At 42.6% G+C, this 15,279-nt stretch carries 11 protein-coding genes; 9 read left to right on the top strand and 2 right to left on the bottom strand.

The features are described from left to right. Positions 1-280 precede the first annotated feature (280 nt). A complete protein-coding gene (locus tag DC082_RS02160; protein WP_229821532.1) occupies positions 281-1,144 on the bottom strand; it encodes a methyltransferase domain-containing protein in 864 nt (287 codons plus the stop codon). A 65-nt stretch (positions 1,145-1,209) separates the two neighbouring features. After that, positions 1,210-1,734 carry a LemA family protein gene (locus DC082_RS02155; RefSeq protein ID WP_109235555.1) on the bottom strand — a complete coding sequence of 175 codons (525 nt, stop codon included), beginning with the start codon at positions 1,732-1,734 and terminating at the stop codon, positions 1,210-1,212. A 542-nt stretch (positions 1,735-2,276) separates the two neighbouring features. Here DC082_RS02155 and purE point away from each other — a divergent pair. From purE to DC082_RS02110, 9 genes are all read left to right on the top strand, one after another. Continuing rightward, entirely contained in the window at positions 2,277-2,771 is a 495-nt protein-coding gene (gene purE, locus DC082_RS02150) for a 5-(carboxyamino)imidazole ribonucleotide mutase (protein ID WP_109201494.1), read from the top strand. A gap of 5 nt (positions 2,772-2,776) precedes the next feature. Continuing rightward, positions 2,777-3,895, top strand: coding sequence for a 5-(carboxyamino)imidazole ribonucleotide synthase (gene purK, locus DC082_RS02145; protein ID WP_109235554.1), 1,119 nt, complete (start codon positions 2,777-2,779; stop codon positions 3,893-3,895). Positions 3,896-3,915: 20 nt separating this feature from the next. After that, positions 3,916-7,656, top strand: coding sequence for a phosphoribosylformylglycinamidine synthase (locus DC082_RS02140; RefSeq protein WP_109235553.1), 3,741 nt, complete (start codon positions 3,916-3,918; stop codon positions 7,654-7,656). Positions 7,657-7,677: 21 nt separating this feature from the next. Next, the gene (gene purC / locus DC082_RS10910; RefSeq protein WP_094567303.1) at positions 7,678-8,391 is read left to right on the top strand and encodes a phosphoribosylaminoimidazolesuccinocarboxamide synthase; all 714 of its coding nucleotides are present in this window, start codon (positions 7,678-7,680) and stop codon (positions 8,389-8,391) included. After that, positions 8,392-9,756: an amidophosphoribosyltransferase gene (purF, locus tag DC082_RS02130; RefSeq protein WP_109235552.1), complete on the top strand. Its 1,365-nt coding sequence runs from the start codon at positions 8,392-8,394 to the stop codon at positions 9,754-9,756. A 148-nt stretch (positions 9,757-9,904) separates the two neighbouring features. Continuing rightward, a complete protein-coding gene (gene purM, locus DC082_RS02125; RefSeq protein WP_094567305.1) occupies positions 9,905-10,915 on the top strand; it encodes a phosphoribosylformylglycinamidine cyclo-ligase in 1,011 nt (336 codons plus the stop codon). After that, positions 10,916-11,491 (top strand): phosphoribosylglycinamide formyltransferase, encoded by a 576-nt coding sequence (purN, locus tag DC082_RS02120; RefSeq protein WP_094567306.1) that lies wholly within the window; start codon positions 10,916-10,918, stop codon positions 11,489-11,491. Positions 11,492-11,720: 229 nt separating this feature from the next. Beyond that, positions 11,721-13,262 (top strand): bifunctional phosphoribosylaminoimidazolecarboxamide formyltransferase/IMP cyclohydrolase, encoded by a 1,542-nt coding sequence (gene purH, locus DC082_RS02115; RefSeq protein ID WP_109235551.1) that lies wholly within the window; start codon positions 11,721-11,723, stop codon positions 13,260-13,262. 340 nt (positions 13,263-13,602) lie between these two features. Then, a complete protein-coding gene (locus DC082_RS02110; protein WP_094567308.1) occupies positions 13,603-15,237 on the top strand; it encodes a Na/Pi cotransporter family protein in 1,635 nt (544 codons plus the stop codon). Positions 15,238-15,279 lie beyond the last annotated feature (42 nt).

Genomic DNA, 15,279 nt, shown 5'->3' with positions numbered 1-15,279 from the left:
TACTTTTCCGATTCTGCAGTAATAGATTACTGTAGAACGAATTAGAAAAGTCGGTAGAGAACAGGATAAAGGTCGATTTTGACAAGATCAAGAATAAATTGACGTTAATTTAAATAATTTATAACTAGTCCAGAAATGATCTGCTAATAATCTAAAAATGATCTGAAAGAGGTCTTTATGTAATTTATCTAAACATTATCTAAACATTATCTACATAGTATCTAAATCTATCTATAGATCATTTAATCTGTAATTTGATAACGGGTAATCTGATAACGGATTACTCTTTCTCTAAGAGCCAATGGAGATAGCGTGCATGGGTTTGATATTCATGCTTTTCCGAATAGCGTAGCTCCATTGCGAGATGATCCTCCTCGCTGATTCTCTGTCGAGCTTTTGGTGCCATAAAATCATAATAGGTGCGTATCCCACTCTGTTTAATAAGTTTGAGTCCATAACGCTCTACCTGTTCTGCTAACCATTGTGGTGAGATAGGAGAGATTGGCGTTAAGCTCCCTTTATCACCGTTAAATTGCCCTTTCTCTACATAGTAGTAGTTACCGCGAATAAGGTTATGGTAGATCAATCCCTCTCGGTTATAGAAGAGCAGGGAGAGCTTGCCACCCTTTTTAAGATAGGGAAGTGCAATCTGAAAGAAGATCTCAGGATCGGGAAGCCATTCGATCATTGCATGGCAAGTGATAAGATCAAACTGAGGGAGCGATAAAGGTGTTAATGTCTCAAGTGAGGCGTGATAAAAGGTCGCTTCTAATCCCTCATTGAGAAAGCTTGTCTGCGCTAAGGTTAACATCTCTCGCGCCGGCTCTATCAATGTGAGATGATGCCCTTTTTTCGCTAATATCATTGCATATTGCCCCTGTCCAGCACCGATATCGAGAATCGAGAGGGGCTTTTGATGAAGGTTTAAAGCGGCAAAATCTCGCTCTAAGATCGCAAGGCGCAACTTTCCTTTAAATGTCTGATAGATGTTACGTTTAAACTTGCCACTTAATTGATTAAATCTCTCCTCAAATATCTCCTCCTTTTGAGGCTCTCTGTCGATCGATTGATCGGAAGATTTTGATGTCGAGGTCACTTGATTTGATGGGGGCAATTGAATGGTATCAGTGGGCATAATAGACATAATAGATCTTTAAAAGTAGATTGGCGCAGGAATAGATCACGATAATTGATGCGGTTGAGATTCACTTAGGCAATCAGATTGAAGCGGGGATATTGCAAGATTTCTGCTAGCATCGAGTAGGGAAATTCATGGGTGATCTCGCGATAATCGTGTGCAGCATCATTATAAAAAGAGGCGGACTCATCGATATTGCGATTGGTAATCTCCACTTTCTCCCAAAGCTTGGTAAGCTCCTCTAAATCTTTTAGTTCAGGATGGCGAATTGCGCGTTTATGGAGGTAGTTCAGGCGATCTCTTAGTAATAAGATATTGAAGATCTCCTCCTCTTGAGATTGCTTGCGGAGCTTATCATCATAGAGAGGCATAATCTCTTCATAGAGTTTTCGCTCATCTCGTAATACTTTTTGGGTCATCACGATAATAGGGCGAGAGTGCGCGATCAATTCACTCTGAAGTCGTAGAACGTCTGAAAATGCCGTTTCACAGAGCAATCGCTGAGCGCGTAATTTTCGGTAATGGTGGAGGAACAGCACTAAAATAGTGGCCGAGAGAAGAATCGTAATAACGATCGTTAATATAGTGGTTTTCATATAAGCTCAAGGTTCCTTAGCCGATGAGAGTTCTATCTACAAAGTGGCGCGTCGTTAGCCATGGCGCTATTCTCTATCATTTCTCCTATTATATTCGGAATAAAAATAAATGGAGAGATATCTTGATCTATTGATCTAGGTTGGTGGATCGATGATCTATTAAAGTAGATAATATCTAGATATTATCGATGAGTATTTTGATGAGTCTTCTTTGGGGATTTCTCATATCTCCTCTTTATTTTCCATTTCCCACTTCTCATTTCTCATTCTCAGTTCCAGTTTCCAGTTTCCAGTTTTTCTACTCTTAGATTGCTATTTTTTTAGGAGTCATCCACATCTTTTTTCAGGGTAAAAAAAGGGTGGAAAATTCTCTTTAGGGAAAGATAAAAATCTCTGAAATGCCCCATAAAATCTTTATCGAAAGATAAAAAATAGCGCTCTAATTCTATTGACTAAGGTAGGTCATAAGGATAGAATCAGTGACTCAGAAATCGATATCTCTTTCGATTCTTATTGATCTTATTTATGGGTTGAATTTCTCAATGAAAAAACAGAAAGTCGCCATCATTATGGGGAGTAGAAGCGATCTGCCGACAATGCAGAATGCTGCTGACATACTCAACCAATTTTCCATCTCATACGACATGAAAATCGTCTCGGCACACCGTACGCCAGAGCATATGGTCTCCTTTGCGCTCTCTGCAAAAGAGGCAGGTTATGATCTGATTATTGCCGGAGCAGGAGGTGCTGCGCATCTTCCGGGAATGGTTGCTTCCTTAACGACACTCCCTGTCATTGGCGTTCCAATTAAAACAAGCACCTTAAGTGGTGTTGATTCTCTCTACTCTATCGTGCAGATGCCGGGTGGCGTGCCTGTTGCCACAATGGCAATTGGTGATGCAGGGGCAAAAAATGCCGCACTTTTAGCAGCTCAAATTCTCGCATTGAGTAATGACACACTTCATCAACAGATTGAACATTTTCGCGAAAAGCAAACCGCAACTGTATTAGCAGATAGCACAATTGAGGAGAAATAACCAAAATGCACATTTTACCCGGAAAAACTATTGGAATTATAGGTGGTGGTCAACTAGGTAAAATGCTAGCAGAAGCGGCGAACAGGATGGGATATTATGTTATAACGCTCGATCCTGCCTCAGATGCGCCGGCGGTCTCCGCATCGCATGGTCATATTGTCTCTGGCTTCTCTAATGAAGAGGGCTACGAGACATTGATCTCCCGTTGTGATGTGGTGACTTATGAATTTGAAAATATTAGTGCCAGCTTGGTAAAACGACTTAATGAGGAGTATTGCAATATCCCTCAGGGTGAGCTTCCTCTCTATTTAGCCCAAAATAGAGCACGCGAAAAAGCGGCATTAACAGAGGCGGGCTTACCTGTTGCGCCATATGTTGTATTGGAAGATCCAGAAAAAGAGCTCTCTAATGCGATTGAAACATTAGGTTATCCCTTTGTCGTAAAGACACAAGAGGGGGGATATGATGGTAAAGGACAGGTTGTGGTCCGCAGTGAGGCGGATCTATCAAAGGTGGCCACACTCTATAATATTCCTTGCGTTGCGGAAAAATTTATCCCATATGATTGGGAGTGCTCCATTATAGGGACACGTTCAATTAATGGTGAATATCGTCACTTTCCGATTGCGGAGAATCTGCATCATAATAATATTCTCTTTAAGACCGTTGCCGGAAGTGAAAAGGTGACGCCTGAATTAGAAGATGCGCTCAATGAGATGCTTAAAAACTTTATGCATACTCATAATATTGTCGGAACCTTAGCAATGGAAGCTTTTGTTGTGGGTGATCTTATCTATGTTAATGAATTAGCACCAAGACCACACAACTCAGGCCACTTTACCATTGAAGGGTGTGCAACGAGCCAATTTGAACAACATATTCGAGCGATTTGCGGCCTCCCACTTGGTGAAACAAATCTGAAACAGAAAACAGTAATGTTCAATATTCTTGGGCAGAACCGGGAATTTCTCTTCAATTATCTTCCCCATCTTTCTAGTGATGCACATCTCCATCTCTATGGAAAAAAAGAATTTAAAAATAACCGTAAAATGGGCCATGTCACCTTTACGGGCTCAAAAGGATTAGCTTCTTTTGAGAAAATGCTGACAGATAGTTTTGAATAAACTGATACTCAAGGACTCTAATGAAACGTAGATTTTATATTGAAAGTACACCGCGCTATTCAACTGAGGCTGCTGCCTTATTAAGCGAGCTCAAAAAAGCACTTAATATTCAGACGTTATCAAAAGTGCGACTCATTCAAGTATATGACCTCTTTGATTTGGCAGAGAAAGACCTTGATAGAGTGCGTACGGCATTGATTCAACCAGTCCGAGATCAAGAGATTGATGAGAGTATCATGATGGCTGAGTTAGCAAAAATGCCTCACTTCACGATTGAATGGCTTCCTGGACAATATGACCAAAGAGCATATAGTGCAGAACTTGCATTTAAAGTTGTCGGCGTCTCTCCGAAGACACAAGTTGCAACGGCACTTCTTTATGGTTTTAATCATGATCTTTCGCCAGAAGATCTCCAAAAAATTCAAGATTATCTCTTCAACCCCATCAATTCCCGCCTGAAAGATCTAACCCTTCCTATTAATGAATCTCGCTTTATCGATAGACGTGAACCGAAGAAGGTAGAGAAGATTAAAGACTTTATCCATATGACCGATTCGAAACTGACAGAATTTAAGCTGCAGATGGGATTGGCAATGGAGTTTGAAGATCTTAAACATATTCAAGATTACTTTAAAAATGAAGAGAATCGTAACCCTACTGAGACAGAGCTCTTAGTACTCGATACCTATTGGTCAGATCATTGCCGTCACACCACTTTTGAGACAGCACTTCAAACGATCGATTTTACCGAGAGCCAATTTAAAGAGCAGATTCAGCAAGCGTATGAAGATTATCTAGCCCTTCGTCGTGAGACAGGGATTACAGAGCGTCCTGAAACATTGATGGATATGGCGACTATCTTTGGCCGTTATCAGCGTAAAACAGGTGAATTGGCAGATATGGAGGTTTCAGATGAGGTCAATGCCTGCTCTGTTCGTATCAATGTCGATGTCAATGGTGTTGATGAGCCGTGGTTATTGATGTTTAAAAATGAGACCCATAACCACCCTACAGAGATCGAACCCTTCGGTGGTGCTAATACCTGTGTTGGTGGCGCTATCCGTGATCCTCTTTCTGGGCGTGCATATGTCTATCAAGGAATGCGTATTACCGGTGCCGGCAATGTGCTTGAACCTGTAGAGGAGACGCTTCCCAATAAGATTCCACAAAGAAGAATTAGTAAGGTCGCAACTCAAGGAAATAGTGCTTATGCTAATCAAATCGGGGGAACGACAGCTTTTGCTAAAGAGTATATTCACCCCGGTTTTGTGGCAAAGCGAATGGAGTTAGGGGCAGTTGTTGGTGCTGTACGTGAAGATTATGTTGTGCGTGAAAAGCCCGTTGCCGGCGATCTAATTATTCTTTTAGGTGCAAAAACAGGCCGTGATGGCGTCGGTGCAGCAACAGGCTCATCGCAAGTACAAACCGTTGAGACAGTTGAAACTGCAGGTACAGATGTTCAGAAGGGCTGTGCAAGTGAAGAGCGTAAAATTCTTCGTCTCTTTCGTAAGAAAGAGGTTACAACACTGATTAAGAAGTCAAATGACTTTGGTGCCGGTGGTGTCTCTGTTGCCATTGGGGAGTTAGCAGATGGTGTCTATGTCGATCTTGATAAAGTTCCGACTAAGTATCCCGGCCTTAATGGTACAGACCTTGCAATCTCAGAATCGCAAGAGCGCATGGCGGTTGTGGTTGCTAAAGAGAATGCAGAGCGCTTTATTGAGCTTGCGGCGGCGGAGTCTGTAGATGCTGTAGTTGTGGCAAAAGTAACAGAAGATCCTCGCCTTGTGCTTGAATGGAGAGGGCATAAAATTGTTGATATTGCCCGCTCATTCTTAGATACCAATGGTATTCGTAAAACGGCGACCGCTAAAGTGGTTGATAGCAACCTACCATCACCACTTCTTCAGCGTCAAAACTTAGATGATATTGAGAAGACTTGGCAGAATATTCTTTCTGACGTCAATATTGCGAGTCAAAAAGGGATGAATCAGAGTTTTGATTCCACCTTAGGGCGCTCAACGGTTCTTCTACCTTATGGTGGTAAGTGTCAGGCAACGCCGGCAGAAGCTTCAATTCAGAAGATTCAAGTCGAAGAAGGGGAGACGCAGACAGCGGCAATCTTAGCGCATGGCTACAATCCCTATATTGGTGAGTGGTCTCCTTTCCATGGCGCGGCGTATGCGGTTATTGAATCCCTCTCTCGCTTAGTGGCATCAGGTGGTGATCCTAAGCGCGCACGACTCTCTTTCCAAGAGTACTTTGAGCGTTTAGATGGTGTTCCAGAGCGTTTTGGTAAGCCGGTAGCGGCACTTTTAGGCTCTATCGCTGCGCAGAAAGCTTTCAATGTGCCGAGTATTGGCGGTAAAGATAGTATGAGCGGAACTTATGAGGAGATTAATGTTCCACCTACTTTAGTCTCTTTTGCGGTTGTTCCGGTAAAGACTGAAGATGTTATCTCACCAGAATTTAAGGATAGTGGTCACTATATCTATCTTCTTCCTGTGAAGGAGGATGTGACAGATCGCATCCCTTATGAAGAGATTAAACATAACTTTGAAGTTTTTGAGAAGATCCATCGTCAATATAAGATCTATGCGGCAAGCTCCGTTCGTCAAGGTGGCGTGGCTGAGAGTTTAGCAATGATGAGCTTTGGTAATCGTATCGGTGCTAATATCGAAAATATCTCTGAGCATGATCTTTTCCGCCCACAATATGGGGCATTTGTGATCACAACGCGTCAAGCGTTACCGGAGTCGGAAGATTATATTGCAATCGGTACAACATTGAGTGAATACCGCTTCGATTATGGTCAGATCACTATTTTAGGTTCAACGCTACAAGCGGCAGCGGAAGATCGTTTTGAGAAGATCTATCCGATCTATCAGAAGAGCGAAGGTTTTGTTCCTAAAGTAGAGGCTCGCCCCTTAAGTGCCGTGAAGAATCATCTTGCAGTTGAAAAACCACAGGTCTTAATTCCTGTCTTTGAGGGAACGCATAGTGAATATGATACGGCGAAAGCTTTTGAAAAAGCGGGTGCGACAACCAATCTTCTACCGATCGTAATGTTAACGGAGGCTGATTATTTAGCCTCAATTGCGAAGTTTAAAGAGGCCTTAAAGCTCTCTGAGATCTTTGTTCTATCATCCGGCTTTGCAAGTACTGAAGAGCCAGCAGGAACGGGGTCAACAATGGCGCTCTTCTTAAAACGTCCTGAGATTCAAAAAGCGGTTGAAAACTTCTTAGAGAAGGGTGGATTGCTCCTCGGTATCAATGCCGGTTTCCATGCATTAGTGAAGACAGGTCTTCTTCCTTATGGTGAATATCGTTCAGAGAATGAACTCCTCTTAACGACCAATCAGGTCGGTGAGTTTAAAGCGCAGATGGTGACAACAGAAGTTGTGAATAATCACTCATTATGGTTTGCGACCAATAGTATTGGTGAAGAGCATCACCTCCCCTTTGCAGCATTAGAAGGGCGCGTTGTCTTAACAGAAGAACTCTATGAGCAATTAAAAGAGCGTGGGCAGATCGCAACTCAATATGTCGATCATAAAGGGCGTGCAACACTTGATCCCACCTTTAACCCGGCACTCTCTGATTATGCGATTGAAGCGATTACAAGTCCTAATGGGCAGATTCTCGGTAAGATGGCACATAGTGAGCGATATGAAGAGGGGCTTTTCCTCAATATCCCCGGCAATAAAGCACAAACGATCTTTGAAAATGCAGTGGCAGCAGTCACTACTCCTAAAATCTAATATGAGCAGAAGGTATTAAATATGTCACAGTTACTCTATGAAGGTAAAGCGAAACAGATCTACAGTACAGAGAATCCAGAAGAGGTTCTGATCCATTATAAGGATGATGCAACTGCAGGTAATGGTGCTAAGAAGGCTCAATTTGAAGATAAAGGGGTCTTAAATGCTGCGATTTCGACGATGATCTTTGAATATCTAATTGAAAATGGTATTAAGACCCATCTGATCAAGCAGGTTAATGATCGTGATGTTCTCTGTGAGAAGATCGATATTGTCCTTCTTGAGGTGATTATGCGTAATATCGCAACAGGATCACTCACAAGTCGTTTAGGGATTAAAGAGGGAACAAAGCTGAACCCGCCGATCCTTGAATTCTGCTATAAAAAAGATGAGTTTAATGATCCATTGATCAATACTGATCACGCATTAGCACTCGGCTTAGCAACGCGTGAGGAGATTGAGACAATCTCTGAAGAGGCACGCAAGATCAATCAACTCCTTATCAAACTCTTTGCAGAGATCGGCATTGAACTTGTAGATTTTAAGGTGGAGTTTGGTCGTAATCCTAAAGGGGAGATTGTTCTCGCTGATGAGATTAGCCCAGATACCTGTCGCCTTTGGGATGTTGAAACCCATAGCAAGCTCGATAAGGATCGCTTCCGTCAAGATCTCGGTAATGTGATCGATGCCTACCGTGAAATTCATAAGCGTCTTTTAGCACGCAAGGAGAAATAAGTGTTTGCAGTTATTGGTAATCCAAATGCTGCTTCCTTAACGTACTACGGGCTGCATAGTTTGCAGCACCGTGGTCAAGAAGGTTCCGGTATCTCTGTAATGAATGATGATGGAGAGATCAATACCATTAAAGGTGAGGGACTCTTAACGGATGTCTTTACCAATCCTGCAATGTTAGTCGATCTGCCGGGGGCATATAGTATCGGTCATATCCGCTATCCATCAAATGGGGAGAAGGGCTACGATAATGTCCAACCGCTTTTGATGAAGATGAGTGATGAGAAGTTTGCCATCGCTTATAACGGCAATATCACCAATACAGCAGAGCTTCGTCGTGAGCTAGAGCGTCAAGGAAGTGTCTTTCACGCTTCAGGTGATGCGGAGATCTTAGTCCATCTTATTCGCCGTAAAGAGGGCTCATTTTTAGAGCGATTAAAAGCTTCTCTCTTAGAGCTTGAAGGGGCTTTCAACTACTTTATCCTTCATGATAGTGGTGTCTACGCCGTTCGTGATAGTAAGGGAATTCGCCCACTCTGTATCGGTAAATTGTCAGATGGCGGTTATGTCTTTGCCTCTGAGACCTGTGCTTTAGGAATTGTAGGCGCAACTTATATCCGTGATGTGTTACCTGGTGAGATCGTCTATATTGAAGATGGCAGAGTGATGTCAACCTTCTTTACTGAAGAGCGCATGCATGCAATCTGCTTAATGGAGTATGTCTATTTTGCACGTCCCGATAGTGATCTTGAAGAGCGAAATGTCCATAGCTTTCGTAAGCAGAGTGGTATTGAACTCTGTAAAGAGACTCATGTTGATGCCGATATGGTGATTGGTGTTCCCGATTCTTCAATCTCGGCAGCTAATGGTTATGCAGAGGCGGCCGGACTTCCTAATGAGATGGGGTTGATCAAAAATCGTTACGTTGGTAGAACCTTTATTCGCCCAACACAAGCATTGCGTGAGCAGGGTGTCAGAATGAAGTTAGCGCCAATTCCTTCTGTTGTTAAAGGAAAACGTGTGATTGTGATCGATGACTCGATTGTTCGAGGAACAACAAGTCGCCGTATTGTACAGATGTTACGGGAAGCAGGAGCCAAAGAGATCCATATGCGCGTCTCCTCACCGCCGATTATGTATCCCTGTTTTTATGGGGTAGATACCTCAAGAAGAGAAGATCTTTTAGCGCATCAACTCGATACGGAAGAGATGCGTCGCCATATCAAAGCAGATTCCTTAGCATTTTTAAGTCGAGAGGGAACGGTCCGCGCACTTCAGCGTTCAGAGAGTTTAGGCCCTAATTGTGGTGTCTGTATGGCCTGTTTTACAGGTGAGTACCCCACTGATATCTTAAAGAGAGAGCAGTAGAGAGATCAATTAAGAGAGATCAACGTATAACGCAGTTATACCCATACGTAGTTAATTATAAGTAGGATCTACACTCAGTTAAGCGCCTTAATGGGTGTAGATCCACCATCATCAGATTCTGGTATAAGAAGAGTAGAAAGGAATAAGCATGAGCGATGCATATAGAGAAGCAGGTGTTAATCTTGAGGCTGGCTACGAGTCAGTTGAACGAATTAAAAAGCATGTTGCCAGTACCATGCGCATTGGTGCGATGGATATTTTTGGTGATTTTGGTGGCTCATTCGATCTTTCAGAGCTTAACTATCAAAAACCTGTATTAGTCTCCGGCACCGATGGTGTTGGCACAAAGTTAAAACTCGCTTTTGAGATGGATATCCATGACACCATCGGAATCGATGCGGTTGCTATGTGTGTAAATGATATCTTAACGCAAGGGGCAGAGCCGCTCTTCTTCTTAGATTACATCGCCTGTGGGAAGAATAATCCCGCACAGATTGAAGCGATTGTAAAAGGCGTTGCTGAAGGCTCTAAACTTTCAGGCGCTGCGCTCTTAGGTGGTGAAACAGCAGAGATGCCGGGCTTCTATCAAGATGGTGAATATGATATTGCTGGCTTTGCTGTCGGCGTTGTTGAAAAAGATGAGCGCATTACAAAAGCAAATGTGAAAGTAGGCGATAAGATTATCGGCTTACCTTCAAGTGGCGTGCATAGTAATGGATTCTCCTTAGTTCGCCATATTATTAAGGAGAAAGGGCTCGATTTTCATACCACTTATGAAGGCTTTGATAAACCATTAGGTGAGGTGCTTTTAACACCCACAGAGATCTATGTAAAACCGATTCTCAATCTCTTAAAAGAGGTTAAAGTCAATGCAATGGCGCACATTACAGGGGGCGGTTTCTATGAAAATGTTCCGCGGATGCTCTCTGGTCAGTTAGGAGCTCGATTTGAGCAAAAAGCATGGAATCCGCCGGCGATCTTCCCCTTTTTACAGAAAGCAGCAGGGATCTCCGATAAAGAGATGTTTACTGTCTTCAATATGGGGATTGGCTATATGATTGTGGTTGATCCAAGTGATGTGGAGCAGACGCTGTCATTACTGCCTACGGCCACTTTAATTGGTGAAATTACTGAGTCTGGTGAAGTAGAGATTGTATAGATGAAAAAGATCGCTATTTTTGCCTCAGGAACAGGATCAAATTTTGATGCATTAGTTGCTGCTATTGAACGAGGAGAGCTCGCCGCATCGGTAGAGCTACTCGTTTGTGATCGTCGCTCTGCAAAAGTTTTAGAGAAAGCGAAAGCAAAGGGGATTCCAACACTCCTCTTTTCAGGAAAAGAGTATGCTTCTAAAGCAGAGTATGAAGCGATGATTGTTGAAGCTTTGCATGAACATCAGGTTGAATGGATAGTTCTTGCTGGATATATGAGACTGTTAGGGGAGACGCTTCTAAATGCCTATCCTAATCGGATTATCAATATCCATCCATCGCTACTTCCCGCTTATAAGGGGAAAGATGCCGTAGGACAAGCGCTAGCAGCCGGCGAGAGAGTGGTGGGTGTATCGATCCATTATGTCGATGCCGGTATGGATACAGGCGAATTGATCGCTCAAGAGTCGATCAATCTCACAGGACGAGAGAATAAGGAAGAGGTGATGGAGATGGTTCACCATGTTGAACATCAACTCTATCCTAAAACATTAGCAAAGCTCTTTGCAGCGTCAGCTAGCTAGAGTCGTTCGCACTACAATTTCATATCGATATCTATTTTATAGATGCTTAGAGTAGTCTTCGACTTCGACTCAAACTGAGAGTAATAGAGTAATAGATATTGATCACAATTTTCCGCGCTACTTCTGAAGCCTACTTATTGAGCGAATAACTTAGGTAGAGAATCGCCGTAGTATTCAGAAGTATTGCGATCATTTCATCGTTGTTATTTTAGAAAGGATAGATCTAATCATGACTAAACGACGCGCACTTTTAAGTGTCAGTGATAAAACAGGAATTACCGAATTTGCAGCTGAACTCGTAAATTTAGGTTTTGAGCTTATCTCCACAGGGGGAACTAAGAAAGCGATTAGCGATGCCGGCATTGCAGTGAAAGATATCTCTGATATCACCGGCTTTCCAGAGATTATGGATGGTCGCGTTAAAACGTTGCATCCTATGGTTCATGGTGGTTTACTCTCCGTTCGCGGTAATGAGAATCATACCAAAGCGATGACCGATAATGGTATTGATTATATCGATATGGTTGTGGTGAATCTCTATCCTTTTAAAGAGACAATCAGTAAACCTGGCGTTCAATATAATGATGCGATTGAGAATATCGATATTGGCGGTCCTTCAATGCTCCGTAGTGCAGCGAAAAACCATGAATCAGTAACTGTTATTACCGATCCGGCAGATTATGCAGTGGTTTTGGAAGAGCTAAAAGCAAATGGTGATACCACTTTTGCAACGCGTCAAAAATTAGCGCTTAAAGTCTATCAAACAACAGCCGCTTATGATGCATTGATTGCACAATATTTTGCCAATGAAATTGGGGATCAATTCCCTGAGAAGCTTACTTTAACTTATGAAAAGCAGCAAGGTCTTCGTTATGGTGAAAATCCTCATCAAGAAGCAGCCTTCTACAGAACGCCATTACCCCAAAATAACTCGCTTGCCCATGCAACGCAGATTCATGGTAAAGAGCTCTCTTACAACAATATTCAAGATGCCAATGCGGCAGTCAATATTATGTTGGAATTTAAAGAGCCGGTAGTTGTAGCAGTGAAACATATGAACCCTTGTGGTGTTGGTTTAGGAAAAGATCTGTTTGAAGCTTGGACAAAAGCGTATGAAGCAGATCCAACGTCTATCTTTGGTGGAATCATTGCGACCAATCGGGAAGTGGATGCGAAAACAGCCGAAAAGATGAGTGAGATCTTCCTTGAGATCATTATCGCGCCAAGCTTTACCGAAGAGGCGAAAGCGATCTTAATGGCGAAGAAAAATATCCGTCTTTTAGAGAATAATCCGCAAGAAGAGCAGATGAAAGAGACCTTAACAACCACAGCTGTCAATGGTGGTCTTCTAGTGCAGACACTCGATCGAGCAGAGATCGATCCCGAAGCCTTCACGGTAGTGACAGAGCGCAAACCGACTCAAGAAGAGATGGATGCGCTACTCTTTGCCTGGAAAGTGGTTAAACATGTGAAATCGAATGCCATTGTTGTTGCGAAAGAGGGGCAGACTTTAGGTGTCGGTGCAGGGCAGATGAACCGTGTGGGTGCAGCTCAAATCGCACTCGATCAAGCAGGAGCAGAAGCAGAGGGTAATGTTTTAGCATCTGATGCTTTCTTCCCAATGCCAGATACTTTAGAAAATGCAGCGAAAGCCGGCATTAAAGCGGTTATTCAACCGGGTGGTTCAATTAAAGATCAAGATTCGATCGATGTCGCAAATCGTTATGGTATTGCCATGGTCTTTACAGGAACACGCCATTTTAAACACTAATCAATCGTAAGATTGAGAGTTAATCTCCTTAGATGGAGAAAAAAGCCAAAAAACAGAATCGTCCACTTGAAGTCGTAATTTTATTGTGTGGTGCTTTAAGAGCGATCAGAGATGAACGGTTCTGTTTGGAGGAAGTCAAAGTGCCGGAGGACGCAAGTTCTCCGGCATTTATGTATTGGGATTAATATAATCACCCCAATTTTGATCTTTGTGCCACTTTCTGTGTTGATTATCTGTTCAAATGAGATTTAGTCAAAAACTTTTATGCAGAATAGATTAAAATAAGAGCCTTTATTCTATTGATACTCAATATTTATATTGTACTCATTCGAGGTAGTGCATGGATTGGCAGCAGGTTATCTTCCAGTTTTTAGGTGGTTTGGGTCTATTTCTTTTTTCTATTAAGTATATGGGGGATGGGCTACAAAAGTCAGCTGGCAATCGACTACGCTCCATTCTAGACCGCTTTACGACAAACCCTTTTATGGGGATCTTAGCGGGTATCTTTGTGACTGTTTTGATTCAGTCAAGCTCCGGGACAACGGTGATTACTGTTGGATTAGTGAGTGCCGGCTTGATGACATTACGTCAAGCGATCGGCGTGATTATGGGGGCTAATATTGGGACAACGGTGACCGCCTTTATTATCGGGATCGATATCGGAGAATATGCCTATCCCATTCTTCTGACCGGTGCGGTTATGCTCTTCTTCTTTAAGTCGGCAAAGATCCAAAACTTAGGACAGATCTTCTTCGGCTTTGGTGGTCTTTTTATCGGGCTAGATCTAATGAGTAGCGGCCTTTCTCCACTTCGTCATCTTCCACTCTTTACCGATCTGATCTTAGAGATGAGCCATAGCCCGATCTTAAGTGTCTTTGTGGGAACGGTATTCACCTTAATTGTACAATCATCAAGTGCGACGATAGGGATCTTGCAAGGCTTATATGCAGAGAATTTAATCTCGTTAGAGGCGGCATTACCGGTTCTATTTGGGGATAATATTGGAACAACGATTACTGCTGTTCTTGCGGCGATTGGTGCTAATATTGTGGCAAAACGAGCAGCTGCAATTCATGTTCTCTTCAATGTCTCCGGTGCTATTATCTTTCTGCTCTTTTTAGGGCTCTTTACCCACTTTATTGTCTGGGTAACAGGCGCTCTTCATCTTGAGGCGAAGATGCAGATTGCATTTGCCCATGGAACGTTCAACATTGTCAATACCTTGATTCAGCTCCCCTTTATTGGTGCTTGGGCTTATCTTGTCACGAAGTTATTGCCGGAGCGGGAGAAGCAGAAAGAGAAGATTGCACTCTATCTTGATGAAACACTTATTGAAAAATCGCCCTCTATCGCAATAGGACAGGCCAAAAAAGAGGTGATTCATATGGGAAATCTCAGCTTAGATGGTCTTCGTACTGCTTATACCTATCTTAAGAATAATAATCCCGATGAAGCGGTCTTTGCCAATATGTTGGAGAAGAATATTAATCAGCTCGATGAGGAGATCACTAAATATTTAGTAAAGATATTCCCGCACTCAATCTCTCCTCGTGATTCAAATGAGCTACAAGCGCTTCTCAATTTAGTCTGTGATATTGAGCGTATCGGCGATCACTCTGAAAATATTATAGAGCAGATCAACTATATGAATGAGCGCAATATCGTTTTAAGTGATGATGCAAGGAATGAGGTCTATGAGATGTTTGAATTGACAATCAACTCAGTAGCGCTCTCGATAGAAGCGTTAGAGAAGGGGGATCTAAGCAAAGCACGTCACGTTTATGAATTAGAAGATCAGATCGATGAGATGGAGCGTTATCTTCGTAAGCAACATATCCATCGCCTTAACCATGGTGATTGTACGCCTAAATCGGGCTTAACTTATACCGATCTTCTCTCTAATCTTGAACGTATCGGTGATCATGCTCATAACGTTGCAGAGATGCTCTTAGATAAGGCGCAGATTAGAAAATAGATTGATGGTGTAATTATAAATATACCGCTAGATATAGCGGTA

It is taken from the genome of Ignatzschineria indica (assembly GCF_003121925.1).
Taxonomy (GTDB): Bacteria; Pseudomonadota; Gammaproteobacteria; order Cardiobacteriales; family Wohlfahrtiimonadaceae; genus Ignatzschineria; species Ignatzschineria indica.
The sequence above is the reverse complement of the archived record's forward strand: the minus strand, read 5'-3'. Positions and strand labels throughout refer to the sequence as shown.